The sequence below is a fragment of the Mesorhizobium sp. M0227 genome, from assembly GCF_040321855.1.
In the GTDB taxonomy this organism is placed as follows: Bacteria; Pseudomonadota; Alphaproteobacteria; order Rhizobiales; family Rhizobiaceae; genus Mesorhizobium.
Map to the genome: position 1 here is coordinate 329370 of NZ_JAMYSJ010000002.1, position 26362 is coordinate 355731.

Sequence of the window (26362 nt, forward strand, 5' to 3'; positions counted from 1 at the left end):
CATTTGTTATGTCGCGAGAGGTTGACGCCGCCGGCCATCTGGTCAAGTTTCTGCGTCCGGTCTGTTATGTCGCGAGAGGTTGACGCCGCCGGCCATCTGGTCAAGTTTCTGCGTCCGGTCGCGTCAGCGGCATTTTCCACTGGAGCCTGCATACGGAAGAGGAAAGCCCATGGCCGACGAAGCGCTTGTCGTCATCGACCTGCAGAACGATTTTTGTCCGGGCGGCGCGCTGGCGATTGCTGGCGGCGATGAGATCGTGCCGCTGGTCAACGACCTGATCCGGCGAACCGACCATGTCGTGCTGACGCAGGACTGGCATCCCGCCGGTCACTCCAGCTTTGCTTCGAGCCATCCGGGCGCGCATCCCTTCACCATGATCGAGATGCCGTACGGCCAGCAGACGCTGTGGCCGGACCACTGCATCCAGGGCAGCTTGGGCTCCGATTTCCATTCCGGCCTCGCCTGGACCAAGGCCGAACTCGTCATCCGCAAGGGATTCCGGCCTGATATCGACAGCTACTCGGCCTTCTTCGAAAACGATCGCACGACACAGACCGGCCTTGCCGGCTACCTCCGGGAGCGCGGCATCGACACGCTGACCCTGGTCGGGCTGGCGACCGATTTCTGCGTTGCCTTCTCGGCGCTGGACGCCGTTAGCCAGGGCTTTAAAACCATAGTGCGGCTCGATGCCTGCCGCGGCATCGATCTCAACGGCTCGCTCCATGCCATGCTGCAGCGCATGCGCGACGCCGGCGTGACGCTCGAAGACCCTTTGTCGGATTGAACGGATCGTGGGGCAACAGGTAGAGATCCGATGTTTAAAGGCAGGATTGTCGCCTTCGGTGAAGGTCCCCCTCACCCGGATTGCCAGCCGAATTGCGAAGGGCAATTCGGGGCGATCCGACCTCTCCCCTAGGGGAGAGGAGGCTGCCGGCGCCGAAGCTCGTCTCTTCTCCCCAACGGGGAGCAGATGGCCGCGTAGCGGCCGGATGAGGGGGCCTTTTTCATATCCGATTCCCCTGTTGGCTGCATGCGCTGCGATAATTGCCGCTACGCTGTTTCCGGCACAAGCTTTCGCGGCGGAGGAACACGGCCTGCCCGGCGCTTCGATGTCGCTGTGGTGGACGCTGCCCTTTGCCGGGCTGCTGTTGTCGATCGCCACCGGTCCGCTGCTGTTTCCTCATGTCTGGGAGCATCACTACGGCAAGATCGCGGCCCTTTGGGGCGCTCTGGTGGTCCTGCCGCTGGCGGTTGCCTTCGGTGTCCCCACAGCGACCGAAGCGGTGCTGCATGCGTTGCTCACCGAATACATGTCGTTCATCATCCTGCTGTTTGCGCTGTTCACCATTTCGGGCGGCATTCTCATTGCCGGCAACATTCACGGCACGCCGCTGGTGAATGCCGGCCTGCTGCTGGTCGGCGCGCTGCTGGCCTCGGTGATCGGCACGACCGGTGCCTCGATGATCCTGATCCGGCCGATCATCCGCGCCAATGATAACAGGCCGTTCAACGCCCATGTTGTCATCTTCTTCATCTTCCTCGTCTCCAACATCGGCGGCTCGCTGACACCTTTGGGTGACCCGCCTTTGTTCGTCGGTTTCCTCAGAGGCGTCGATTTCTTCTGGACGACCGCCAACCTCTGGCGCGAAACGCTGTTCGTCGGCGGCGTCGTGCTGGCCGTCTTCCTGGGCATCGACATCATCCTGCACCGGCGCGAGGCTGGCGCGCCGAAGATCAAGGATCCGACACCGGATACCAAGGTGCGTCTGCGCGGCCTGGCCAACCTTCCGCTGCTGGCGGGCGTGATCGGCGCCATCCTGCTGTCGGCGGCCTGGAAGCCGGGCGTCAGCTTCTCCGTGTTCGGGGTCAGCCTGGAACTGCAGAATCTGGTGCGCGACGCTCTCATCCTGGCGCTTGCCCTCGTTTCACTTGCCATTTCGCGCAAGGAATACCGCGAAGCCAACGGCTTCAACTGGGGTCCGATATCAGAGGTGGCCAAATTGTTTGCCGGCATCTTCATCTGCATCGTGCCGGTCGTCGCTATCCTGAGGGCCGGCCATGAGGGCGCGCTGGCGCCGTTGGTCGCCCTCGTCACTTCGCCCTCGGGAGGGCCCAATGACCTCGCCTATTTCTGGCTGACAGGGGCGCTGTCATCCTTCCTCGACAATGCGCCGACCTATCTGGTGTTCTTCGAGCTTGCCGGCGGCGACCCCCGGCACCTGATGACGGAATTCGCCTCGACTTTGGCGGCGATCTCCGCAGGCGCGGTGTTCATGGGTGCCAACACCTATATCGGCAATGCGCCGAACTTCATGGTCTACGCCATCGCCAGGCATCGCGGCGTCAAGATGCCGGGCTTTTTCGGCTATATGGCATGGTCGGGCCTGGTGCTGATCCCGACATTTTTGGTAACGGGTTTTCTGTTCTTCGGCTGATCAGCCCACGCCGACATAACGGCGCACCGCCGACGGGTCGGCACGCAATTCCTCGACATCGACCGTCTCGCGATTGCGGCCGTTCTCGATGAAGGCAACGCGGTCGGCGACCGAAAGCACCGCATCGACGCGCTGTTCGACCAGGATCGTCGAGACCCCCATGTCGCGCAGCTTCGACACCGTCTCGCGGATCTTGGCGATCATCGACGGCATCAGGCCCTCCGTCGGCTCGTCGAGCAGCAGCACTTGCGGTTCGAGGCAGAGTGCGCGTGCCATCGCCAGCATCTGCTGTTCGCCGCCGGACAGTGTGCCTGAACGTTGCCGCAGCCGCTGGCGCAGCAGCGGAAAGAGGTCGAGCACATTTTCACGCGTCGCCTTGCCCTTGCCGCGCGCCATCAGGCCGATCTCGATGTTTTCCGCCACCGTCATCTCGGCGAACAGCCGCCTTCCCTGCGGCACATAGGCGACGCCGGCCTTGGGCACTTCATGTGCCGGTAGCCGAGTCAATTCCTGACCGTCGAGCCTGATCGAGCCGGCGCTCGAGGGAACCAGCCCCATGATGGCTTTGAGCGTCGTCGTCTTGCCGGCGCCGTTGCGGCCGAACAGGCACAGCACCTCGCCCTTGTTCAGCACCAGGTCGAGGCCATAGAGCACCTGGACCTCGCCATAGAAGCAGTCGAGCCCCGAGATGGTGAGTGCTTGAGACGTCGCCTCGGCCTTGTTTGTCTCGGTCATGGGGCGGTCCCTAGATAGGCTTCCTGCACCGCCACGTTCCCGCGGATTGCTTCGGGCGTGCCTTCGGCGAGGATCTTGCCGGCGTTGAAGACGGTGATGCGGTCGGCCAGTTGCATGACCACGGGCATGTTGTGCTCGATCAGAAGCACGGTGGCATTTTTGGCGATCTCGCGCACCAACGTGATGAAATTGTCGATCTCAGAGTCGGCCAGGCCTTGCGTCGGTTCGTCGAGGATCAGCAGGCGCGGCTTCAGCGCCAGGCCCATCGCCACTTCCAGCAGGCGCTGATGGCCGTAGGACAATTGGCCGGCCGGCATGTGGGCACGATCGGCCAGGCCGGTGCGTTCGAGCGCGGTCATGACAGCGGCCTGTATCGCGCTCTTGGAATGGCCATGCCGCAGCGTCAGCTGCACGGGCAACGCGACGTTGGCGTAAACGGACAGGTTGGCATAGACGCTGGTGAGCTGGAAGGTGTAGGCGATACCCCTGCGGACCCTGACATAGGCAGGCAGATTGGTGATGTCGGCGCCGTCGAAGACGATCATGCCGGCAGACGGCTGGATGCGGCCGCTGACCAGGCTGACGAAGGTGGTTTTCCCCGCCCCGTTGGGGCCGATCACGGCGCGGATTTCGCCGGGCATCAGCGCGAAATCGACATTGTCGACGGCGCGCAGGCCGCCGAAGTTGCGCGACAGGCCCTTGGTGGTCAAAAGCGGCATCATGGCAGCCACCCGAGCCAGCGCTGGCGGATGCTGCCCAGAATGCCCTTTGGGAAAAAAAGCACCAAAAGGATGAGCGCGATGCCGACTATCAGCAGATAGGCGGAGGTGTAGCCGCTGGTGATATCGATGACATAATACATGAACAGCGTGCCGATCAGCGGCCCGAGCGTTGTGGCAGCACCCCCCAGCAGCACCCACAGCAGCGGCAGGATCGAATACTGCACCGAAGCGAAACTCGATCCGACATAGCCGAACAGCAGCGCGTAGGCGGCGCCCGAGGCAGCGCAGATGGTGCCGGAGATGACGACGGCGGTGAGCTTGTTGGAGAAAGTGTCGTATCCCAGCATCTTCGTCCGCTCCTCGTTCTCGCGGATGGCGACCAGCACGCGGCCATAGCGGGAGCGGACCATGGCCAACTTGACGAGAAGCACGATCGAAAACAGCCCGAGCGCTGTCAAGTAGCGCACCGTTGGATTGGTGAGTTCGAGCGATGTCGTGCCGAAGCTAAGCACCCGCGCCGGCTGCGGGACGACCATGCCCTGGTCGCCGCCAGTCCACGTCGCGAAATAAAGAATGAGGAGATAAAAAACCTGGGCGAACATCATGGTGACGATCATGAAGGCGACGCCCGAGGCGCGGAGCGCCAGCAGGCCGATCACCAGCGCCAGCACAGCGCCGCAGGCAATTCCGCTGAGGAAAGCCGCTGGTACGCCCCAGCCAAGCTGGATGACAGCAAGGCCGGCGCCATAGAGACCGGCGGCAAAGAACATGGCGTGGCCGAGGCTGAGCAGGCCGACATAGCCGAACAGCATGTTGTAGCCCATGGCAAAGACCGCCAGCACCATGATGCGGGCAAGCAGTCCGTGATAGTACTCCGGCAGCAGGAAGCTCAGCACGAAGAGCAGCGCGATGACGCCGAGATGCAGGGCATAGGCTTTTGCCGGCGAAGCTTCGCTCATCGCGATGCCGTCCCGAACAGGCCTTGCGGGCGGAACACCAGCACCATGGCGACCAGCAGCGTTGCGATGATCTTGGCCAAAGTCGGCGAGAAGAACATCGAGATGATGCCGTCGGAGAGGCCGATCAGCACGGCGGCGACGACCGTGCCGCGCAGCGAGCCGAGGCCGCCGATGATGACGACGATAAAGGAGAGCAGCAGCGGATCCTGTCCCATCAGATAATGCGCCTGGCTGATCGGCACGATCAGCACCGCGGCAATGGCCGCCAGCATGGCCCCAAGCGCGAAGACGCCGCCATAGACACGGCCGACAGGGATGCCGAAGGCTTGCGCCGTTTCGCTGTCATACTGCGTGGCGCGCATGACGAGGCCGATCCTGGTGCGCGTCAGCACCAGCCATGTCGCGGTGAGCAGCAGCGCGGAAGCGGCGATAACAGACAGTTTGTAGCCGGAGTAACCGAACCAAGGCAAAAGGATGCGGTAGCTGAACGGCGGCTCCACCGGCCGCGCCTCCGGGCCGTAAAAAGTCAGCGCCAATTGCTGGATGATGTAGAGCATGCCGATGGTGGCGACGATGGTGGCTTCCGGATTGTAATTGAGCCGGCGCAGCACCAGCCGTTCGGCGACCAACGCAATGGCGCCGACGATCAGCGGCGCAATCACCAGCGCCGCCAGGAAGCCGAGCACAGGGTGACCGCCGATGGCCGTGGTGATCGCCCAGGCGAGCACCGCGCCCAGCATGAAGAACTCGCCATGCGCGACATTGACCACCCGCATGACGCCGAACACCAGGGACAGCCCGAGCGCGGTCAGCGCCAGCACCGCGGATGTGACGAGGCCTTCGAGGGCGGCGAGGAGAAGGTGGGGACCGAAGTGCATCGGCTACGCACCGGCGGATGCGCGAGGCACCCCCCTCTGTCCTGCCGGACATCTCCCCCGCAAGGGGGGAGATTGGATGTCCTCACTGGTTTCGCCAACCATCAACGCTCGCAGATGGGCGCCGCCGCACGAACTGCCGATCTCCCCCCATGCGGGGGAGATGTCCGGCAGGACAGAGGGGGGTGCCTTGGCGCTCACGCTGCTGAAGCTAAGCCTCACAGCGCCTGCGTCGTGTAATCCCCCTCGGCCTCGTAAAGCCCGTCTTCGATCTTGGTCTTGTGCACGACCTTGAGCTTGCCGCCTTCGACCTTGGAGATGTTCTGGATGCCGAAGCACTGGTGGATCTTGCCGTTGAAGGTTTTCGGCCCCTGCGGATGCTCGGCACCTTCGGCGAATTCGGTCAGGGCTTCGGTCGCCTCGACCAGCTTGGCGCGGTCTTCCGGTCCCTTGTAGCCGGCATCTTCCATCGCCTTCTTGACGACGTAGAGCGTCTCCCAGCAGCCGAACATGTGGGCTGCGGTGGAGACGTCCTTGGGGTCGCCGACGGCCGCACCATCGTCGTCGATGCCGACGGCGGTGCGATAGGCCTTTTGCGCCTCGGAATCATCGGCCTGCGCATAGCGCGGCGAGCCTTCCCAGAAATGGCTGCCGTCGAGGAATTCGAGGCCGGGGCTGTTGATGTCGGTGGCCTCGAGCGAATCGATGAAGCCGAACAGTTGCGGCCGGTTGGAGCCGTAGAACTCCCCGAGCTCCTTGACGAAGGTGAGCACGGCCGGGCCGACCATGACGTGGTAGATCACCTCGGTCTCGGCCGGGATCTGCGGGAAGTATTTGGTGAAGGACGATTCCGTCGGCGGAATGGCGATCTGCGCGATGACCTCGGCGCCTTGCGCCTTCAGTGCCGGCGGCAGGTAGTCGCGATGGTCGTAGCCGAAGGCGAAATCGGGGAAGATCTGCGTCACCTTCTTGCCGACATTGGCCGCGATCCACGGCGCCATCGACTGGATCTGGCTCTTCACGTCGGTGATGCCGGGCTGGAAGACATAGCGGTTCAGCTTTGTCGAGGCGACGTGATGGCCTTCGCTGACGACGAAATAGGGCATCTTGTTTTCGCCGGCGGCGGGCGCCGAGCCGATGACGACATGCGAGAACAGCGTGCCGAAGACGATGTCGGTCTTGTGCTGGGTGGCGAACTTGCCGACCACCTCGGCGCCACGGCCGGGGTCGGTGCCGTCATCCTCGATGATCACCTCGACCTGGCGGCCATTGATGCCGCCGGCGGCGTTGATCGCCTTCACCGCGGCAGCCGTCGTCTTCTCATACCAGCGGCCGTAGGCGGCGCCGATGCCGGTGCGGTGCGACTGGAAGCCGATCTTGACCGGCGCGGAACTCTGCGCCTGGGAATAGCGGACGAAGCCCGGCGCGACGGCGAGGCCGGCGCCCGCGGCCAGGCCCTTCAGCGCCGTGCGGCGGGTGAGGCCAGTCTTGGAGAGGTCGAAAAATCCGTTCTTGTCAGCCATGTTCGTTCCCCTGTTTTCAGTTTTGACCAACGATAAGGCGGCTTCGGCATCCTCGCTTAGAGGACGCAAAAAATTGCATGTGTACAAACTAAATCATCAAAGCCTCGATGTGGCAAGCGAGCTTCCCCAACGATATCGAGGCCGCTCTTTTCTCATCCAACCGTCGGCGTGGCAAGCAACCAGAGGCCGAACACCGTATAGGCGATCATCAGCAAGGTAAGCGGGAACTGGCTGAGTGCCGCGCGGGAGGGCTGCGGATGCAGGCGCCAGGCGAAGCCGTGGGCGACGAGGACGGCGAGCACATGGCCAAGGATGATGGCGCAGGCCTGGACATTCCACAGCCACCACGCCGAGTCCGCCCCGGCAACGATGCCGGCCTCGATCTGCATGTCGGCGGTGCCGAACAAGTTCCAGCCCATCGCGAACGGGTCGGAAAGTGCCGCAAGCGTATATTGGCCGTCGACAAGCAGCGCCGTCAGATAATGCGCGACATGATAGGCGAGCGCGATCGGCACGATCGACCACACCAGCAGGCCAGCCGCCTTGCCGAGAGTGTGGACGCTGCCGGCGAGACGCTGGCCAAGCCAGACGGCGAGCAGGAACACCGCCGCCAGCAGCACGAATGTCAGGACGAGCCCGAAAGTGCCGCTGCCGATGACCGCGGTGCGGCCGGGAAATTCGAGCGGATTGATAACGAACAGGCCGAGCCAGAAGAAGGTCTTCGACAGGCCGTCGAAGGACACCGACGACAGGGCCAGCAGCAGGAAGGCGATGCCGCTGATCGGCAACGGCTCGGCGGTAAGCAGCTTGGCGCCCGGCCAGCAGAGTGCCAACCGGCCGTGTTCGCTGCGCTCGACGATGGCGAAGCGCGCCAGCATCGAAAAGAAAACCGCCAGGAATTCGCCGCTGCGGCTCCAGGCGCGATAGCCGAATGCCAGCATGGCCAGGAACGAGAGCAGCCAGTAGAGGCCGGCGGCAAAAGCCAGCCGTGCCGGATCGTCGGGCGCCGGATCGATGAGTTCGAACCAGGCAAAGGCGAAGAACAAGATTACAGCTGGCCAGCAGCCGGTCCATCGCGGGAGGGGCCATCTCCCTTCATCGTTTCCACCCGACAGGCGCGAGGCAAGGCGCCACGGTCCATGCCAGGGATTGAGCCATGACCAGAGATCGCCGAAGATGCCCTGCAGCAGGGTGACGCCGGCCCATAGCAGCGTCCAGATTACCAGTGGCAGAGGATTGGAAAGCGGGTCGCGGCTGCCGAAAAGGCCGGCGGCGATGAGGATTGCAAAGCCGGCAAAGGATATCAGGCCGATGACGGCGCGGGCGCCGTCGCCGAAGGTGAACAGCGGCAGGCGCCGGCGCCAGAAACGGTCAAGTGAATCCGCAGGTAGCAGCGCCAGGACGGGGAAGCTGACGGCCACGGCGAAAGCCCCGCCGACCAGATAGTAGCCGGTCGGCAGGAGCAGGACGTGGCCACGGTCGGAGGCGTGGGCGAAGGCGGGGGTGGGGAGGGATGCAAATAAGCAGATGAAGCTTGTCTTTAAGAGGCGACAACCTTCGCCGCCGCGATCCTTCACACCCCCCTCTGCCCTGCCGGGCATCTCCCCCGCAAGGGGGGAGATCGGATGTCGCCCAGGCTTTCGCCAATTTTCAACATCGGAGAAAAAGGCGGACCGGTTGAAGCGGCCAATCTCCCCCCTTGCGGGGGAGATGTCCGGCAGGACAGAGGGGGGTGGGCGGGAACTCAAGCTATCCGAGATTCCATCTTTGCCGGCGATGCAAGGTCGTCCATCACCGCTCACACCTTGACCAGTTGCTCCACGCGGTCCTTCTCGCCAAAGATCCTGAGATACCGCTCGATCTCTTTCACATCACCCGTCGCCTTGGCCGGATTGTCGGAAAGCTTGACCGCCGGCTTGCCATTGGCCTCTGTGACCTTGCAGACCAACGATATCGCGTCCAGCCTGTTGGTTTCCGTTGGCGCGCAGCCTTCGAAATCATTGGTCAGATTGGTGCCCCAGCCGAAGGACATGCGCACCTTGCCCTTGAAATGGCGGTAGGTCTCCTCGATGGTTTCGACCTCGAGCCCGTCGGAGAAGATCAGCAGTTTCTGGCGGGGATCCTTGCCCTTGTCGCGCCACCAGGACAGGATTTTTTCGCCGCCTTCGATCGGTGGCGCGCTGTCGGGGCGAAAGCCCGTCCAGTCGGCCACCCAGTCCGGCGCGTCGCGCAGGAACGACGCGGTGCCGAAAGCGTCGGGCAGCACGATCAGCAGATTGCCGCCATAGTAACGCTGCCAGTCCTGCAGCACCTTGTAGGGCGACTGCCTCAGCTCTTTTTCCGAGTCGGCAAGCGCGGCGAACACCATCGGCAGCTCATGTGCGTTGGTGCCGAGCGCTTCGAGGTCGTTGTCCATGGCCAGAAGCACGTTGGAGGTGCCGGTGAACGCTTCGCCGATGCCTTCCTTCAGCGCCTCGACGCACCAGCGCTGCCACAGGAAGGAATGGCGCCGGCGCGTGCCGAAGTCCGAGATGCGGATGCCGGGCAGCGCCTTCAGCCGCTCGGTCTTGGCCCACATCTTGGACTTGGCGCGGGCATAGAGCACGTCGAGCGCGAAAGGCCCGAACGCCCGCATCGCCGCGCGCGATCGAAGTTCATTGATGATGGCGAGCGCCGGGATTTCCCACAGCGTGGTGTACATCCACGGCCCGCTGAAGGTCAGCTCATACTGCCCGTCGCGCTTCGACAGCTCATATTCGGGCAGCCGGAAGCCTTCCAGCCAGGCGAGGAATTCCGGCTCGAAGATCTGCTTGCGGCCGTAGAAATTGTTACCGCCGAGCCAGATCATCTCCTTCTTGGAGAAGCGCAAGGTGCGGGCATGGTCGAGCTGTTCGCGCAGTTCGCCCTCGTCGATCTCATCGGCAAGGCGCACCGAGGTCGAGCGGTTGATCAGCGAGAAGGTGGTGTCGACCTTGGGGTACATGCCCCAGATCATCTGCAGCATCAGAAGCTTGTAGAAATCCGTGTCGAGCAGGCTGCGCACGATCGGATCGAGCTTCCAGGTGTGGTTGTAGACCCGCCGCGCAATATCGGTCTTAGCCATGTCTCAACACCGCCTTCGCTGCCTGCCATCCACAATCGCGACAGGCCTCATAGCATCGAATCGGCCAGAACGCTGCCCGCTTTCAGGCTGGCCCGACAAAAAGAGCTGCCTGCACGCGGCGGCGCGCAGCCTGGCATCAGCTTGCGGATTTGCCGCCCATCACCCTGAGCGCCGGACGCTTGCGGCGGCTGACGATGCGGCCGGCCACCGGGGCGTCGGCGCGCCCGTCATCCCCGGCCTTCTCGGCGAACAGCCAGTCGATGAACACCTGCACGATCGGCGTCGTCCGCATCTCGTTGCGGCAGACGACATAGAAATCGTCGACCGCCGGCACCGACAGGCTGAACGGCGCGACCAGCATGCCCCTGGCCAGCAGCGCGCTTGCCGTCACGGAGTCGCCCAACGCCACGCCATGGCCGTGCACCGCCGCCTCGGTCGCCATACGCGCATCGCCGAGGTGATGGCGGCGACCCCGCTCCAGGTCCAGCGCATCGGCCGCCGCCAGCCAGGTGTGCCATTCGCGACCGTCGTCGCCATGCAGGAAGACATGGTCGGCAAGGTCCCTGACGCTGCGGATCGGGCGGTTGTTGATCAAGGTCGGGCTGACCACGGGAAACAGTTCGAGGCCCGACCATTTGCGCATCCAGCAATCGGTCCAGCTGCCGTCGCCATAATGCACGCAGACATCGATGGTGGGCGCCCGCAAATCCTTGGGATCGTTGGAAGGAATAAGCGTCAGCCTTATGTCGGGATATTGCGCCATGAAACTGCCGAGCCGCGGTGTCATCCACAACAACAGAAGCGCCGGCACGCAGGAGACCGAAAGTGTGCCGCTGCTCGCCGGCCTTGTCATGCGCTGGGTGGCGGCTGCGATGCCGTCGAAGGCGGTCGACACTGCCGGCAGAAGCTCCGCGCCATGCGGTGTCAGTTTGACCCGCTGGCCGGCCCGCTCGAACAGCTTGACACTGAGCGACTGCTCAAGCGCCTTGATCTGATGGCTGACGGCGCCATGCGTGACATTCAGCTCATTGGCCGCCTTGGTCAGCGAGCCATGCCGGGCCGTTGCCTCGAAGGCGCGCAGCGGATTAAGCGGTGGCAGGCGTTTGGTCATGGGTATCAACTTTATTGTGAGATTTTCTCACAGAAAGCACCCTAACAATATCAATTGATTTTTCAATGCCGCTGCCAGACACTGGCCTGGAACAGCATCAAGACGTGAAATCTGCAGGCAGCCAGCGGGACAGCGGCCCGGCCGGATGACGGTCGGTTCGCAGGCGTCACCCGCGTCGGCACTGTATCAGCCCAGGAGGAGCGGACATGGGATACGATCGCGGCAAGCTCGACGCGTTGCGTCGCAAATATGGTGAAAGCCATGGCGGCGAGATGTTCGACCCGAAATTCCGCAAGGTCGCCGACAAGATCTTTTCCAAGAGCGGCACGCGGCTGGCGCCCTATTCCGGCATCCCGACCTTCCTCGCCGCGCCCTACCGCGAAATATCGGCCGACAATCCGGATTTCGGCGATTTGCAGGTGGCCATGATCGGCGTGCCGATGGATCTCGGCGTCACCAACCGGCCAGGCTCCCGCTTCGGGCCAAGGGCGCTGCGCGCCATCGAGCGCATCGGTCCCTACAATCACGTGCTGGAATGCGCGCCGACGCATGAACTTCGGGTGGCCGATATCGGCGACACGCCGTTCCGCAGCCGCTACCGGCTGGAGATCAGCCATGAGGATATCGAGCGCCGCACCAACCAGATCGTCGATGCCGGCGTCATCCCGCTTTCGATCGGCGGCGACCATTCGATCAGCCATCCGATCCTGAAGGCCGTCGGCAAGAAAGCTCCGGTCGGGTTGATCCATATCGACGCCCACTGCGACACCAGTGGCCTGTTCGACATGACCAAGTTCCACCATGGCGGCCCGTTCCGCAACGCGGTGCTTGACGGCGTGCTCGACCCGACGCGCACGATCCAGATCGGCATCCGCGGCTCGGCCGAATATCTGTGGGAGTTCACCTACGAGTCCGGCATGACCGTGGTGCATGCCGAGGAGGTGACCGGTCTCGGCATTCCGGACATCATCGAGAAGGCGCGCAGAATAGTCGGCGACGGGCCGACCTATGTCTCCTTCGACATCGACAGCGTCGATCCGGCCTTCGCGCCCGGCACCGGCACGCCGGAAGTCGGCGGCCTGACGACGCGCGAAGTGCTCGAACTGCTGCGCGGCCTGAAGGGGCTCAACATCGTCGGCGGCGACGTTGTCGAAGTGGCGCCGCAATACGACGCCACCACCAACACGGCGCATGCCGCCGCACAGGTGCTGTTCGAGATATTGAGCCTTATGGTGTTCAGCCCGGCAATCACGGGCAAGGGAGCCTGACGTTCAGAAAGCAAAGGCGGCCGCCGCGCTGGAGCCGGCGGTCGACTCCCAACAAACAAAGCTTCCAGACAGGGGAATGACAATGACAATCCGAAAGACATTTGCCTCCATCGCCGCCGTGCTGATGCTCGGCACGGCCGGCTTCGGCCTCGCCACACAAGCCGCAAGCGCCGATGCGCTGGCGGACATCACCAAGGCCGGCACCATCAATGTAGGCGTCTTCGCCGACTTTCCGCCCTTCTCCTCGGCCAGCGCCGATATGAGCCTCAAGGGCTATGACATGGATGTCGCGCAATACATTGCCGATACGCTCAAGGTGAAGCTCAACCCCATCGCCGTCACCGGCCAGAACCGCATCCCGTATCTGAACGACAAGCGCGTAGACATCCTGATGAGCGTCGGCTACTCGAAGGAACGCGAACAGGTCATCGATTTCGCCGCTGCCTATGCGCCCTACTACATCGCCGTGATCGGTCCGGCGGCACTTGCGGTCAAGGGCAAGGAAGACCTCGCCGACAAGTCGATCGCCGTCAATCGTGGCACGCTCGAGGACACCTCGCTCACCGAGGCAGCACCGGCGTCGGCCGACATCAAGCGCTTCGACAACTACAATTCCGTGATCCAGGCCTTCATCTCCGGCCAGACGCAGTTGATGGTCGTCGGCAACGATGTCGGCGCGCAGGTGCTGGCCAAGCAGGACGCGCTGAAGCCCGAGCAGAAGTTCCAGCTTCTGACCTCGCCTTCGCATATCGGCCTCAACAAGAATGAGGACGGCCTGAAGAAGGCCGTCAACGATGCCATCGCCAAGATGCTGGCCGACGGCAAGCTGGACGAAAGCTCGAAAACCTGGCTGAAGACGCCGCTCAATCCCGAAAACCTCAAGGATTGAGTTTCCGTGGCCTTTGCCTGGCTTCCAGGTGCTGTCGGCGACATCGCGCACGGTGCGCTCACGACGATTCTGTTGATCGCCGTGACCACGCTGGTGGGAACGGCCCTCAGCATCCTGGGTGCCGCGGGGCGACGAAACGGCCCGGTTCTGCTCAAGCGGGCAATCGCCTGTTATGTCGAGGTGATGCGCAACACGCCGTTCCTGGTGCAGCTGTTCTTCATCTTCTTCGGCCTGCCCAGCCTGGGCATCCGGCTCGATCCGATCCTGGCCGCCATGCTGGCGATGACGCTCAACATGGCGGCCTACACGATCGAGATCGTCGGCGCCGGGCTTGACGCCGTGCCCGGCGGACAGACGGAAGCAGCGCTCGCACTTGGGCTGCGGCCACGCCAGGTGTTCGTCAAGATCGTGCTGCCGCAGGCACTCAAGATCATCTATCCCGCGCTCACCAGCCAGATCGTCATCATGATGCTGGAGTCGGCCGTGGTGTCGCAGATCGCCGTGCGTGAACTGACCTACGAGGCCGATATGCTGCAGGCGCGCACCTTCCGCTCTTTCGAGACCTATTTCGTCGTGACGCTGGTCTATCTCGCTCTGTCGATGGCCTTGCGCCGGCTGCTGGTGTCAGGCGGACGCCGTGCGCTCGGAGCCGGCGTGTCATGATCGAGTTCACCTTCTGGGACATCGTACGCAACCTGCTGCTCGCCGCCCGCTGGACGGTGCTGCTATCGCTGGCCGCCTTCATCGGCGGCGGCATCGTCGGCCTGGTCGTGCTGTTCTTCAGGATCGCCAAGAACAAGTGGAGCAGGCGTGTTGCTTCCGGCTACATCGCCCTGTTCCAGGGAACGCCGCTCTTGATGCAGCTGTTCCTGATGTTCTTCGGCCTGCCGATGCTCGGCCTGCGCATCGAACCGTGGACGGCGGCGGCGCTCGGCCTCACCTTCTTCGCCAGCGCCTATCTCGCCGAGATCTGGCGCTCGGGCGTCGCGGCGCTACCCCTCGGCCAATGGGACGCCGGCGCCAGCCTTGGCCTGCACTATCTGCAGGAGCTGAGGCTGATCATCCTGCCGCAGGCCTTTTCGATCACCCGCGCACCCACCGTCGGCTTCCTGGTTCAGCTGATCAAATCGACCGCGCTGACCTCGATCATCGGCTTCGAGGAACTGGTGCGGACCTCCAATGCCATCAACAATGCGACCTTCGAACCGTTCAAGGTCTACGGGCTGGTGGCTCTGATCTTCTTCGTCATGTGCTTTCCGCTGACGCAATACGCCCGCAGGCTCGAGAAACAGGCGGCTGCCCGCTGACGCGCCAAGGCAGATGTCCTTGCGGTTAGCGCTCGATTTCAGGCCGGCAGCCCAAGCTGCTTGCGCAGGCTCTTGTCGAATGCGGACGCGGGGACGAAACGGCGCAGGAAACTGACCTGGCGCGCCATTTTTCCCGCCGCATAGCGCTTCTTCGGCGCGGGATCTGTCGCCGCGGCCAAAACGGTGTTGGCGACCACTTCGGGCGCATCGCCTTTCTCCATCGATTTCCGCACGGATACAGTCATCCCGGCGCGCGCGGAGTCGTAGATTTCGAGCGACCGGTCGGGGGCGGCAAGATTGTCCTCGAATGCCGTTCGGGTATAGGCGGGCTCCACCAGCGAAACGCGGATGCCGAACGGGCGCAATTCGTGATCGAGCGACTCGGAATACCCCTCGATGGCATGTTTGGTCGCTGAGTAAAGCGCGAAATAGGGAGCGGGGATGAACCCCTGCACCGAACTCAAATTCACGATTCTGCCCTTCCCTTGGCTTCGCATTGCCGGCAGCACCGCGTTGGTCACGCGCAAGACGCCGAAGACGTTCACGTCGAACAGCGCCTTGGCCTGGGCGGTCGAGGACTCCTCCGCGCCGCCAAACAGGCCCATACCGGCATTGTTGACAAGCAGGTCGATGCGTCCGGCCTTGGCCAGAACGTCATCGACCATTGTCGCAACGGACGCGTCGTCGGTCACGTCGCAGGTCAGCATGGTCACGCCGGCGGATTGCTGGGAGGCCGTGCGACGGCTGGTTCCGAAGACGCGAAAGCCGGCGCCCAGCAAGGCGTCGGCGGTAGCGCGCCCGATGCCGGAAGATGCCCCTGTCACCAGGGCGACGCCAGGATTGGTCTTGTTCATGGAAATCATATCCTTCTTTGCGTTGGATTGGATTGGGAAAAGCATGAGGGGCCGGGGCAAAGGGCGTTGGTCATGACTGCGTCTGGCGCTCGCGTCTGGCCACAGGTTAGTTCCAGCGTCTGAACAGGGCGCTGGCATTCACGCCGCCAAAGCCGAAGCCATTGGAGATCGCGTACTCCATCTCCATCGGCCGGGGCGCGTTTGCGACGAAGTCGATTCCGTCGCCGGCCGGATCGGCCTCGCCCAGGTTGAGGGTTGGCGGAGCGACCTGATCCCTGAGCGCCAGGATTGCGAAGATCGCACCAAGCCCGCCGGCCGCTCCGAGCAAATGTCCGGTCGCCGATTTCGTCGCACTGACAGCTATCGCGAAATCGCGCCCGAACACGCTCTTGATCGCTTCGATCTCACCCAGGTCGCCGACTGACGTGGAGGTCGCATGCGCATTGAGATGACGAACCTCGCGTGGCGAAATCCCTGCCTGGGCAATCGCGATCTGCATGGCCCGGCGCGCGCCGTCGCCGTCCTCCGGCCCGGAGGTGACGTGGTGGGCATCCGCGGTCGTGCCGTAGCCGACGAACTCAGCCAGCGGCTTTGCGCCGCGCGCCAACGCGTGGTCCAACGCCTCGATGACCAGCACGCCGGCCCCTTCGCCCATGACGAAGCCGTCCCGCGATGTGTCGAAAGGGCGCGAGGCTTGAGCCGGCGCCCAATTAAAGCCGGTTGAAAGAGAGCGAGCCGCGGCGAACCCGCCGAGACTGACGGTGTTGATGCACGCTTCCGTTCCGCCGCACACGGCGATGTCGGCTTCGTTGGCGCGGATCAGGCGGGCGGCGTCGCCGATCGCCTGGATGCCCGCCGCGCATGCCGTCACCGGTGCGCCGAGTGGACCTTTGAAACCATGACGGATCGAGATGTGGCCCGCCGCGAGGTTCACCAGGAAGGACGGCACCGTAAAGGGAGACAGGCGGCGGGCGCCACGCAGGTCCACCGTGCGCACCGCCTCGGTGATGGCGGGGAACCCGCCGACTCCTGAAGCGATGATCGTGGCCGTGCGCAGGCGCTCCGTTTCCAGGGCAGGCTTCCATTGCGCCTGCGCAAGCGCCTCTTCCGCCGCCGCCAACGCAAACAGAATGAACCGGTCCACCTTGCGCTGATCCTTCGCGGACAGGACGGCATCGGCATCGAAACCAGCCTCCGGATCTTCGCCCAGGGAGGGAACCACGCCGCCAATCTTAACCGGCAGCTCTCCCACCACATCGTCCGGAAGCCTGCGAACGCCGGACCGGCCGGCAAGCAGGCGTGACCAGGACGCTTCGACATTGGCGGCCAGGGGCGTGACCGCTCCCATGCCCGTGACGACAATCCGTTGCATCTGCTCTCCTGTCCTTGGTGTGCCGGCGGCGCTGCTCGCGCCGTTCAAGTGGCGACTGCTTCGCGAACCTGATCGGCCGCCGCATCCAGAAAAGCCCGCGCAAGGTCGGGATCGTTGACGACCCGCGAGAGCACGACCGCGCCGACCATCGTCGAGAGAACGGCCATTGCCTTTTTTCCGCTCTTTTCGCTGTCGCCCTCGCCAACCCAACCGCCGAGCATCTCAAGGTACGCCTTGATGCCGTCTTCGAATGACGCCTTCACCTCGGCACCCTGCCTGGCTGCATCCGAACCGAGCGCAACGACCGGGCAGCCGTCCATCTTTTCCCTGCGATGGTCCATGCTGAGGTAGAATGAGATCACCCCGTCGAGCGGGTTCCCAGGATGTGCTGCGGTCGCGGCCGACCATTTGTGGGTGGCGCTTTCCATCGCCCGCCTGGACGCCAGCGCCGCCAGATCGTCCTTCGACTCGAATTGCTTGTAAAAGGCACCCTGGGTCAGCCCGGCACCCTTCATCAGATCCTTGAGGCCGATGCCGTCAAAGCCGCGCTCCCGAAAAAGCCGGCTTGCCACATTGATCACGGTCTCGCGGTTTTCCGCGGCCTGAGTGCGACTCACACGCATCGTCATCTCCTTTTTTAGATTGCATTCGTAATCTATACCCTATATAGAGGGTGAACGCAATCTAAAAAAGGACAAATGAGATGATCCGCAAAACCCTGAGCGCCTCGCTCCTGGCGGCGCTGTTTCTTGCAACCCCGGCTCTCGCCGAGGAAGCCACCATCGGACGCCCGATCGAAGGTGGCAGCCTGCACCAGGGACACCTGGACATGGTGGCCTACTACGTTCCGCGCGGCGACCTGCTTGAGGTCACCGCCACTTTCGCACCGAAGACCGGGGGTGATCCGCTGCGGTTCGTCATGGGCCTCGCCAACAGTGACGCCGTGGCGTTTTCCATACCGGGCCACCCGGGCTCGCTCTACGCGTTCTCAAGGTCCGGTAAGGAAGTGACGGTCTCGACCGGGACCGGCACATCCCTGCGAGCCGATGCGACAACGCCCTGACCTGGCGCGCAGGCCGCGGCCGCGCGATGCTGGCCGGGGCTCTCGCGTCCGATCACGCCATCCCAATGAGCCTGGAGAGGTCACATGCTTTACAGCTATTTTGTCGAGAAATCGATCCGGCAGAGCTTCGACGACGTCAACAACCATCGCTGGGACGCGGCGGTGAAGGCCATCGCGCCGCATGTCCATCACCGGGTTGGTGGCGCCCACGCGCTTGGTGGGGAGCGCCACGACAAGCAAGCCCTGCGCCGGTGGTTCGAGCGCCTCGGCCGTGTTCTGCCCACTCTCCATCTCACGGTCAACCACGTCTGGGTGAAGGGCTGGCCGTGGCATACCACCGTGTTTGCCCAGTGGGATGGCACCGCAACCCTGCTCAACGGCGATACGTCCTACGTCAACCATGGTCTCCACGTGTTCACGCTACGGTGGGGCAGGGTTCATGCGCTCGAGGAGTTTTACGATTCACAGGCGGCGGCGCGCGGTCTCGCCGCCCAGGCCGCAGCCGGCCTCGAAGAAGCTGTCGCCGAACAGATAACAAGCTAGCTGAAGCGCGGTCCGAGGACGGCCAAGGTTTAAGGGCCGGTCGCGCTGATCTTTTTCGTCGCGTGCCTTCCGCCTGCGCAGTATGCGCGGAGGGTCGGGAAGCGAGCGCCGGCGCTGGACTGCAAGCCAGGAAACCCAGTGCGGGAGCGCAGCGCTGCATCGATGCCGGTGCTGTCGCGGCAACGGTCGAGCCGAGGCAGGCATATAGCTTTCCTGCTAGGAATAGGCCTTGACATCTTGCCGTTCGAATTGTCCATTTGATGCTTGACCGGGCCGAACGGGGCGGCGAGGGCGGACAGGGGCAAACCGGCGCGTGGATAGACAGTCGAGTCGAGTGCTGTTGAAGACGGTTGGGCTGACAAAAGCCTTTCGAGGGCTGGTTGCCCTGCGGGATCATTCCATCGAGCTGCACGAAGGTGAAATCGTTGGGGTAATCGGGCCGAATGGCTCGGGCAAGAGCACGCTTTTCAACCTGATCACCGGCTTCTCCCAGCCGAATTCCGGTAGCATCGAGATGGAGGGCCGTTCGATCGTCGGCCTGCGCACATCGCAGATCGTCGCGATGGGCATCGCCCGCACCTTCCAGGGTTCTCGCCTATTCGGCAGCCTCAGTGTCGCACAGAACGTGCTGACGGCGGCGCAGCTGCGCCATCCTGTCGGGCCCGCCGATACCGTGCTGCGCGGTCGGCGCTATCGCGAGCGGGTGGCCGCGACGCGGCAGCAGGCCGACGAACTCCTCGACCTCATGGGCCTGACAGATCAGGCCGGCAGGGTCGCCGCGGATCTTCCCTACGGCGATCAGCGGCGGCTGGAGATTGCGCGTGCGTTGGCGACCAGCCCGCAGCTGCTGCTGCTCGATGAGCCCGCAGCCGGGCTTGATTCCAACGAGACCAAGGTGCTGGCGGCGCTGATTCGGACGATCCGTGACCGCTACGGCGTAACGGTGGTCGTTGTCGAGCACGACATGGACCTGATCATGGCGCTGTGCGAACGCATCCAGGTGCTGGCGACCGGCGAGGTGATCTGCGTCGGAACACCGGAGCAGGTACGCGAACACCCGAAAGTGCGGGAGGCGTATCTTGGCCACGCCTAGCCCCGTTCTGCTCAGCGTCGAGAACCTCGAGGTCAATTTCGGCGCGGTGCGTGCGTTGAAGGGCATTTCGCTCGACGTCCATACCGGCGAGGTGGTGGCGTTGGTGGGGGCCAACGGCGCCGGCAAGAGCACGACCTTGCGCACCATTTCCGGCCTGTCGCGGCCGCGCGGCGGCAAGATCATCTTCGATGGCAAGCCGATCGGAGGTATCGCTCCGTCGCGTATCGTAACTCTGGGCATCGCGCAGAGCCCGGAGGGCAGGCGCCTGTTCGGCGGCCTGACGGTGGCCGACAATCTGCGGCTCGGCGCCTGCACCCGCACCGACAAGGAGGCCGTCGTCAGAGATAGCGAGCGCATGTTCATGCTGTTCCCGATTCTCAAGCAGCGGCTGAAGCAACTGGCCGGCACGCTGTCGGGCGGCGAACAGCAGCAGCTTGCTCTGGCGCGCGCGCTGATGGCGGCGCCGCGCCTGCTGCTGCTCGACGAGCCTTCGCTCGGCGTTGCGCCGCTGCTGGTGCGCCACATCTTCAGCGCGCTTGCCGAACTGAAGCGCCAGGGCATGACGATGCTGCTGGTGGAACAGAACATCACGCTCGCGCTGGACCTCGCCGACCGCGCCTATGTGCTGCGCACGGGTCAGGTGGCGCTGTCGGGCCGGTCCGCGGAACTGCGCGACAGCGAACGCGTGGCCCAGGCATATCTCGGGGCGGCAATATGACCCAGCTGGACTATATCCTGCAGCAGATCGTCAACGCGGTGAGCCTCGGCAGCCTCTACGCGCTGGTGGCGGTCGGCCTGTCGATCGTCTTCGGCGTCCTCAAGCTCACCAATTTCGCGCATGGCGACGTCATGATGGTAGGCGCATTCGGGGTAGCTCTGCTGGCGGGGATCGGCGTTCCGTTCCCTGTCGCCGTGATCTGCGGCATCGCCGCGGCGGCCGTCGCGGGCCTCCTCATCGAACGCATCGCCTATCGTCCGATCCGCGACGCGCCCGACGTTGCGCGACTGCTCACCAGCCTCGCCGTCACCTACATCATCGAGAACGTCGGCATCCTGGTGTTCACCTCCTCGCCGCGCAATTTTCCACTCCCCGATATTCTCAACACCTCCTGGGAAATGTCGAACGGCGCCATCACCTTCACCAGCATCAATCTCCTGACCATCGCGCTGACCTTCGTGTCGCTGCTGCTCCTCGGCTGGTTCATCACGCGCACCACGACCGGGCTCGGCATGCGCGCCGCAGCCGAGGACATGTCGGCGGCACACCTTGTCGGTCTGAACGTCAACCGGCTGATCATCGTCGCCTTCATCGTCGCATCCGCCTATGCCGGCCTTGCCGGCATTTTGTGGGCGGCACAGGCCGGCGTGGTGCAGCCGCAGATGGGCTTCACGCCGCTCCTGAAGGCTTTCGTGGCGGCGATCATCGGCGGCTTCGGGTCGATCGCGGGCGCCCTGGTGGGCGGCTACATATTGGGCGCGCTGGAGATATTCATCGTCGCATTCCTGCCGAGCAGCGTCTCGTCCTATCGCGACGCAATCGTCTTCGCCGTGCTGATCGCCTTTCTCCTGGTGCGCCCGGGCGGGCTGCTCCAGCCAAACCGGGAGATAAAGCTGTGAGCCGGGAAGCGCGGATCACACTCCTCGTCCTCGTCGCCCTGGTGGCGGGAGCAGCTGTCGCTTTCGGTGCACCGCACGTGCTGAGCGACTATTTCGTCCGGATTATCCTGCTGATCGCGCTGAATGCAATCCTGGTGCTGGCGCTGTCGCTGAGCAACGGTTTTACGGGCGTGTTTTCGCTCGGTCATGTCGGCTTCATCGGCGCCGGCGCGTATATATCGGGGATACTGTCGATTCCCGTACAGCAGAAGATGGCACTGCTGCCGCATCTGCCGGCGTTTCTGCATGCTTTCAGCCTCCCCTTCCTGCCGGCGACGCTGGTGGCAGGTCTTCTGACGGCGCTGCTTGCCGTGGTCGTCGGTTATCCCTTGATGCGCCTGTCGGGCTATTTCGTTTCGGTGGCGACGATGGGATTCTTGATTATCGTCAACGTGGTGCTGATCAATGCGTCGGATTTCACCCGAGGCGCCCGCACTTTCACCGGTGTGCCGCTGGAGACGACGTTGCCCTGGGTGATGGGTTGGCTCGCCATCACGGTGTTCGTTCTGGCGCGCCTGGTCTATTCGCCTTTCGGGCGCGCCATGAAGGCGGTGCGCGACGACACAATCGCGGCCAGCGCTGTCGGCATCGGCGTGTTGCGGACCAGACTGATCGCCTTCGTCATCGGCGCGTTCTTCTCAGGCGTCGGCGGGTCGCTCTACGCACATTATCTCGGCTCGTTTTCGCCGAACACCTTCTACTTCGCGCTGACCATGAGCCTGATCACAATGCTGGTGCTAGGCGGCATGGGCTCCCTGACCGGCGCGGTGGTTGGCGTCATCTGCGTTTCGCTGTTGTCGGAGGTCCTGCGCTCGGTCGAACGCGGCTTCACGATCGGCGATTTCGCGGTGCCGGCCCTGTTTGGCGCCAGCCAGATCGTGCTTGGCTTCATCTTCATTCTAGTCATGATCTTCCGGCCGAAGGGGATCATGGGGGACCGGGAACTTACGTTCGGATTAACCCAAAGATCGGCAACGGTGAACCAGACAGAGGAACGAAAACGATGATCAAACTCACTCGACGCGACACCATCGGCCTAGGACTGGGCGCATTCTTCGCGCTTGCCTCGGCCAGCACGGCACTTGCTGCCGACACGATCAAGATCGGCTATCCGGCAAACCTGACCGGCATTCAGGCCTCGCTCGACGGTCCGATGCTGAATGGCGCCAAGCTGGCGGCAAGCGAAATCAACGCCGCCGGCGGCGTGCTCGGCCAACAGATAGAACTGGTGATCTACGACTCCAAGAGCGATTCGACGACGATCTCGACCGTCGCCAGCCAGTTGATCGACAGCGACAAGGTCGTCGGCATCATCGGCTTCGCCGATTCCGATTCGGTGCTGGCCATCGGACCGCAGGTCCAGAAGGCGCAGATCCCGTTCATCACGCCCGGCGCGACCTCGCCGAAATTGCCGAGCCAGCTCGGCAACGAGATCTTCCTCGCCGCCTTCGGCGACAACGTTCAGGCTGCGGTTGGCGCGGAATTTGCGCTGAACAAGCTGAACGGCAAGACCGCCTACCTGCTGACCGACATCGGCACCGAATACACAACGCTGCTGTCGGACTACTTCGTCACCGCCTACGAGCATGGCGGGGGCAAGATCTTGGAGCGCGACACCTACAAGATCGGCGACAAGACCTTTACCGCGCAGATCGCCAAACTGAAGGCGCTGTCACCGCAGCCCGACTTCGTCTATGCCTCGTCGAATGCCGAGGAAATCGGCCTGATCTTGAAGCAGATGCGCCAGGCCGGCATCAACCTGCCGGTGGTCGGCGGCGACGGTTACGACACGCCCTTGCTGATCCAGGTCGGCGGCGACGCGGCCAAGGACACCTACTTCACCACCCATGCCTATATCGGTGAGGGCGCCACCCCGAAGGTGCAGGCCTTCATCGACGCCTACACCAAGTCGGCCGGCAATGCCCCGGAGAACGCGTTCGCTGCGCTCGGCTACGATTCGGTCAAGCTGATGACCGACGCGATCAAGCGTGCCGGTGCGCCGGATCCGGCCAAGATCCGTGACGCGCTGGCCGCTACGTCCGGGCTCGACGGCGTGACCGGAACGATCACCTACCGCCCGGGCATTTCGGTGCCGGACAAATCGGTCTCGGTCATCGGTGTCAAGGACGGCAAGCTTGTCCTTGCAAGTGAAGCGGCACCGACCTTCGTCGCGGAGCCGTGATCTTGTCCACTCCGGGTTCCCTTTGGGACATCTACAGGTCGCGGCTCTCCGCCGCGACCTTCACCGACCTGACGCATGCGTTTCATCCGGGCCAGCCGCACTTCCCGGCCTTCCCGGACGAGGAGCGCCGTGCGTTGCTCGATTTTTCGAAGGGCGACGCCTTCCAGGTCCACCACTACGCCTTCGTCGGACAGTGGGGCACCCATGTCGATCCGCCGGTGCACTTCATCGACGGCGGCCGCTCGATCGACCAACTGTCGGTGGCGGAGATGCTTCTGCCGTTGGTCATCCTCGACATCAGCGACAGGGTCGCCGCCGATCCCGACGCGACGCCGACGCTCGACGACATTTCCGCCTGGGAGACACGGAACGGCCGTATCCCGGAAAAGTGTTTTGTCGCGCTTCGCACCGGGTGGTGGCCGCGCTGGCCAGACCCCGTGGCGTTTCAGAACAAGTCGGCCGACGGTATCTCGCATGCGCCGGGCTGGTCGAAGCCGGTGCTGGAGGAACTTTTGGAACGCCGCGGTGTCGCTGCCATCGGGCACGAGGGCATGGACACCGATCCCGGCCGCGCCACTTCCGCGGGTGACGCAAGCCTGGAATACTATGTGCTGTCCCGCGACTGCTGGCAGATCGAGCTCCTGGCCAATCTCGACAAGGTGCCTGACGCCGGCGCGTTGATAATGGCAAGCTGGCCAAAGCCAAAGGCCGGATCCGGCTTCCCGGCTCGCGCTGTCGCCATCCATGAAGCGGCCGGCTGAACGCGTGAAACCGCAGCTGGCGGCGTCTAGGGGCCGCCACACAACGATCACCAGACACACGGAATTCAGACATGGATATAGACACAGTCCGCGATGCTTTTCCGGCGATGGCGAGAGGTGCCGAGCCGAAGAAGCGGATTTTCTTCGACAATCCCGCGGGAACCCAGATGGCGAGCCGTTCGATCGAGCGCATGACGCGTGCCATGATCGAGACCAACGCCAATCTTGGTGGCTATTTCGAAACCTCACTCGCGGCCCAGGCGATGGTCGACGACGCGCATCAGGCGATGGCCGATTTCTTCAATGCCGCGGACCGGCGTGAGGTGGTGTTCGGCCAGAACATGACGACGCTGACTTTCGCCGTCTCGCGCGCCATCGGCCGCGATCTGAAAGCCGGCGACGCCATCGTGTTGACGCGCTTGGATCACGACGCCAACGTCGCACCCTGGCTGATGCTGGCGGAGGATCGCGGGCTTGAAGTACGCTGGATCGACCTCGATCCAAAAACGTTCGAACTCGACCTGTCGACGCTGGAGGCCACTATCGACGAGGAGGTCAAGCTGGTCGCCGTCGGCTATGCCAGCAACGTTACCGGCACGATCAACGACGTGAAGCGGATCGCGCAGCGCGCACGCGCGGTCGGGGCGCTGAGCTATATCGACGCGGTGCAGTTCGCGCCGCATGGAGTGATCGACGTCCAGGAGATCGGCTGTGATTTCCTGGTTTGCTCGGCCTACAAATTTTTCGGACCGCATCACGGGGTGTTGTGGGGCCGGTTCGATCTGCTGCAGGCGCTGACCGCCTACAAGGTGCGCGCGGCTTCGGACACGCCACCTGGAAAATTCGAGACGGGGACGACAAGCCGCGAGGCGCTTGCCGGGGTGCTTGGCGCCGTCGAGCACTATGCCTGGCTCGGACAGTCCTTCGGCAACGTCCACCCGCAGGCGACGCGGCGCGAGCGCATCGTCGCCGGCATTGAAGTCGCCGACCGTTATGAACGTGTCCTGACAGCACGGCTGATTGCCGGGCTGTCCAGAATTGATGGCGTCGTCATCCAGGGTATAACCGATGTGGCGGCGCTGGGGCGCCGGGTGCCTACCGTGTCGATCACCGTTGACGGAACCGATCCCGCCGATATCGCCAAGGCGATGGCAAAGGAAGGCATCTATCTCTGGCATGGCCACAATTACGGTTTGGAGCCAATCAAGCGGCTGGGGCTTGCGGACCGCAACGGCGTCGTCCGCATCGGGCTGGCCCATTATAACACCGAGGCGGAAGTCGATTTTCTGTTGGCGAAGCTGGCGGACTGGATGAAGACGCGGACCTGACATGCGCGACAGAAACGGAACCCCGAGGATCGGCGTCAAGCTGCGCCATGCCAGACAGGTGCTTGGCCTCAGCCTGGAAGAGCTCGGCGCCCGCATCGGGCTGACAGAGGGTTATCTCTCGAAGATCGAAAACGACCGCGCGACGCCCTCGATGGCGGCTCTGCACCGGCTGGTGCAGGCGCTGGGCATCAACATGAACGCTATGTTCGGCACGCTGCAGCACAATGCCTCGGAAGTGTTCGTGTTGCGGCAAAACGAGCGTCCGCACATGGAGACGGGACATCGGCGCTCGGGCAACCATGTCGTGCTCGAGCAATTGGTGCCATCCGGTCCGGAATATCTGCTGCAGATCAATGTCCACGTGATCGAGGCCGGCGGCGGCAGCCTCGAGTTGATCAGCCACAAGGGACAGGAATTCGGCTACGTGCTCGAAGGTTCCGTCGAGTTGCTGGTCGAGACGAACGTGGTGGCGCTCGAGGCAGGCGACGCGTTTTATTTCAACTCCGAACTCGGCCACGGCTACCGCAATATCGGTTCGACCACGGTCCGTATCCTCTGGGTCAACACGCCGCCGACATTCTGA

At 63.6% G+C, this 26362-nt stretch carries 27 protein-coding genes; 16 read left to right on the top strand and 11 right to left on the bottom strand.

What is annotated here, in order from left to right; all coding sequences use genetic code 11:
* The first annotated feature begins 169 nt into the window (after window positions 1-169).
* A complete protein-coding gene (gene pncA / locus NKJ00_RS05170) occupies window positions 170-784 on the top strand; it encodes a bifunctional nicotinamidase/pyrazinamidase (protein WP_023810735.1) in 615 nt (204 codons plus the stop codon).
* A 205-nt stretch (window positions 785-989) separates the two neighbouring features.
* Window positions 990-2435: a sodium:proton antiporter gene (locus NKJ00_RS05175; RefSeq protein WP_128304202.1), complete on the top strand. Its 1446-nt coding sequence runs from the start codon at window positions 990-992 to the stop codon at window positions 2433-2435.
* On the opposite strand, the gene NKJ00_RS05180 is transcribed toward NKJ00_RS05175, so the two are convergent.
* The 8 genes from NKJ00_RS05180 to gcvA all read right to left on the bottom strand — a co-directional run bounded on the left by NKJ00_RS05180 (window position 2436) and on the right by gcvA (window position 11463).
* Window positions 2436-3170 carry an ABC transporter ATP-binding protein gene (locus tag NKJ00_RS05180; protein WP_128304203.1) on the bottom strand — a complete coding sequence of 245 codons (735 nt, stop codon included), beginning with the start codon at window positions 3168-3170 and terminating at the stop codon, window positions 2436-2438.
* On the bottom strand, window positions 3167-3892 hold the full coding sequence (locus NKJ00_RS05185) for an ABC transporter ATP-binding protein (RefSeq protein ID WP_128304204.1): 726 nt from the start codon (window positions 3890-3892) through the stop codon (window positions 3167-3169). Before NKJ00_RS05185 ends, NKJ00_RS05180 begins: the two co-directional genes overlap by 4 nt.
* Window positions 3889-4851: a branched-chain amino acid ABC transporter permease gene (locus tag NKJ00_RS05190; RefSeq protein ID WP_128304205.1), complete on the bottom strand. Its 963-nt coding sequence runs from the start codon at window positions 4849-4851 to the stop codon at window positions 3889-3891. Before NKJ00_RS05190 ends, NKJ00_RS05185 begins: the two co-directional genes overlap by 4 nt.
* Entirely contained in the window at window positions 4848-5729 is an 882-nt protein-coding gene (locus NKJ00_RS05195; protein ID WP_128304206.1) for a branched-chain amino acid ABC transporter permease, read from the bottom strand. Before NKJ00_RS05195 ends, NKJ00_RS05190 begins: the two co-directional genes overlap by 4 nt.
* 215 nt (window positions 5730-5944) lie before the next feature.
* The gene (locus tag NKJ00_RS05200; protein WP_352610972.1) at window positions 5945-7249 is read right to left on the bottom strand and encodes an ABC transporter substrate-binding protein; all 1305 of its coding nucleotides are present in this window, start codon (window positions 7247-7249) and stop codon (window positions 5945-5947) included.
* Between the two features lie 152 nt (window positions 7250-7401).
* Window positions 7402-8850, bottom strand: a complete 1449-nt coding sequence (locus NKJ00_RS05205; protein ID WP_352629023.1) for a hypothetical protein — start codon at window positions 8848-8850, stop codon at window positions 7402-7404.
* Between the two features lie 197 nt (window positions 8851-9047).
* Window positions 9048-10352, bottom strand: a complete 1305-nt coding sequence (pncB, locus tag NKJ00_RS05210; protein ID WP_352610974.1) for a nicotinate phosphoribosyltransferase — start codon at window positions 10350-10352, stop codon at window positions 9048-9050.
* 136 nt (window positions 10353-10488) lie between these two features.
* Entirely contained in the window at window positions 10489-11463 is a 975-nt protein-coding gene (gene gcvA / locus NKJ00_RS05215; RefSeq protein WP_352629025.1) for a transcriptional regulator GcvA, read from the bottom strand.
* A gap of 206 nt (window positions 11464-11669) precedes the next feature.
* On the opposite strand from gcvA, the gene speB reads away from it, so the two are divergent.
* From speB to NKJ00_RS05235, 4 genes are all read left to right on the top strand, one after another.
* A complete protein-coding gene (gene speB, locus NKJ00_RS05220) occupies window positions 11670-12731 on the top strand; it encodes an agmatinase (protein WP_352629027.1) in 1062 nt (353 codons plus the stop codon).
* A gap of 82 nt (window positions 12732-12813) precedes the next feature.
* Window positions 12814-13620, top strand: coding sequence for a transporter substrate-binding domain-containing protein (locus NKJ00_RS05225; protein ID WP_128304211.1), 807 nt, complete (start codon window positions 12814-12816; stop codon window positions 13618-13620).
* A 6-nt stretch (window positions 13621-13626) separates the two neighbouring features.
* Window positions 13627-14283: an amino acid ABC transporter permease gene (locus NKJ00_RS05230; RefSeq protein ID WP_128304212.1), complete on the top strand. Its 657-nt coding sequence runs from the start codon at window positions 13627-13629 to the stop codon at window positions 14281-14283.
* Window positions 14280-14927, top strand: coding sequence for an amino acid ABC transporter permease (locus NKJ00_RS05235; RefSeq protein ID WP_128304213.1), 648 nt, complete (start codon window positions 14280-14282; stop codon window positions 14925-14927). The genes NKJ00_RS05230 and NKJ00_RS05235 overlap by 4 nt, the downstream gene beginning before the upstream one ends.
* A 38-nt stretch (window positions 14928-14965) precedes the next feature.
* On the opposite strand, the gene NKJ00_RS05240 is transcribed toward NKJ00_RS05235, so the two are convergent.
* From NKJ00_RS05240 to NKJ00_RS05250, 3 genes are all read right to left on the bottom strand, one after another.
* Window positions 14966-15781: an oxidoreductase gene (locus tag NKJ00_RS05240; RefSeq protein WP_128304236.1), complete on the bottom strand. Its 816-nt coding sequence runs from the start codon at window positions 15779-15781 to the stop codon at window positions 14966-14968.
* A 106-nt stretch (window positions 15782-15887) separates the two neighbouring features.
* On the bottom strand, window positions 15888-17153 hold the full coding sequence (gene fabF, locus NKJ00_RS05245; protein WP_128304214.1) for a beta-ketoacyl-ACP synthase II: 1266 nt from the start codon (window positions 17151-17153) through the stop codon (window positions 15888-15890).
* 44 nt (window positions 17154-17197) lie between these two features.
* Entirely contained in the window at window positions 17198-17776 is a 579-nt protein-coding gene (locus tag NKJ00_RS05250; RefSeq protein WP_127297537.1) for a TetR/AcrR family transcriptional regulator, read from the bottom strand.
* Window positions 17777-17856: 80 nt separating this feature from the next.
* Here NKJ00_RS05250 and NKJ00_RS05255 point away from each other — a divergent pair, with 80 nt between their 5' ends.
* The 10 genes from NKJ00_RS05255 to NKJ00_RS05300 all read left to right on the top strand — a co-directional run bounded on the left by NKJ00_RS05255 (window position 17857) and on the right by NKJ00_RS05300 (window position 26362).
* Window positions 17857-18216, top strand: coding sequence for a hypothetical protein (locus NKJ00_RS05255; RefSeq protein WP_023810720.1), 360 nt, complete (start codon window positions 17857-17859; stop codon window positions 18214-18216).
* An 84-nt stretch (window positions 18217-18300) separates the two neighbouring features.
* Window positions 18301-18759 (top strand): nuclear transport factor 2 family protein, encoded by a 459-nt coding sequence (locus NKJ00_RS05260; RefSeq protein WP_128304215.1) that lies wholly within the window; start codon window positions 18301-18303, stop codon window positions 18757-18759.
* 334 nt (window positions 18760-19093) lie between these two features.
* A complete protein-coding gene (locus tag NKJ00_RS05265; protein WP_245486190.1) occupies window positions 19094-19852 on the top strand; it encodes an ABC transporter ATP-binding protein in 759 nt (252 codons plus the stop codon).
* The gene (locus NKJ00_RS05270) at window positions 19839-20570 is read left to right on the top strand and encodes an ABC transporter ATP-binding protein (RefSeq protein WP_352610978.1); all 732 of its coding nucleotides are present in this window, start codon (window positions 19839-19841) and stop codon (window positions 20568-20570) included. The genes NKJ00_RS05265 and NKJ00_RS05270 overlap by 14 nt, the downstream gene beginning before the upstream one ends.
* On the top strand, window positions 20567-21469 hold the full coding sequence (locus NKJ00_RS05275) for a branched-chain amino acid ABC transporter permease (RefSeq protein WP_352610979.1): 903 nt from the start codon (window positions 20567-20569) through the stop codon (window positions 21467-21469). The genes NKJ00_RS05270 and NKJ00_RS05275 overlap by 4 nt, the downstream gene beginning before the upstream one ends.
* Window positions 21466-22515, top strand: a complete 1050-nt coding sequence (locus tag NKJ00_RS05280; RefSeq protein WP_023810716.1) for a branched-chain amino acid ABC transporter permease — start codon at window positions 21466-21468, stop codon at window positions 22513-22515. Before NKJ00_RS05275 ends, NKJ00_RS05280 begins: the two co-directional genes overlap by 4 nt.
* The gene (locus NKJ00_RS05285; RefSeq protein ID WP_023810715.1) at window positions 22512-23690 is read left to right on the top strand and encodes an ABC transporter substrate-binding protein; all 1179 of its coding nucleotides are present in this window, start codon (window positions 22512-22514) and stop codon (window positions 23688-23690) included. The genes NKJ00_RS05280 and NKJ00_RS05285 overlap by 4 nt, the downstream gene beginning before the upstream one ends.
* Window positions 23687-24451, top strand: a complete 765-nt coding sequence (locus tag NKJ00_RS05290) for a cyclase family protein (protein ID WP_352610980.1) — start codon at window positions 23687-23689, stop codon at window positions 24449-24451. Before NKJ00_RS05285 ends, NKJ00_RS05290 begins: the two co-directional genes overlap by 4 nt.
* A gap of 71 nt (window positions 24452-24522) precedes the next feature.
* Window positions 24523-25779, top strand: coding sequence for a cysteine desulfurase-like protein (locus tag NKJ00_RS05295; RefSeq protein WP_352629029.1), 1257 nt, complete (start codon window positions 24523-24525; stop codon window positions 25777-25779).
* 1 nt (window position 25780) lies between these two features.
* On the top strand, window positions 25781-26362 hold the full coding sequence (locus NKJ00_RS05300) for a cupin domain-containing protein (RefSeq protein ID WP_023810712.1): 582 nt from the start codon (window positions 25781-25783) through the stop codon (window positions 26360-26362).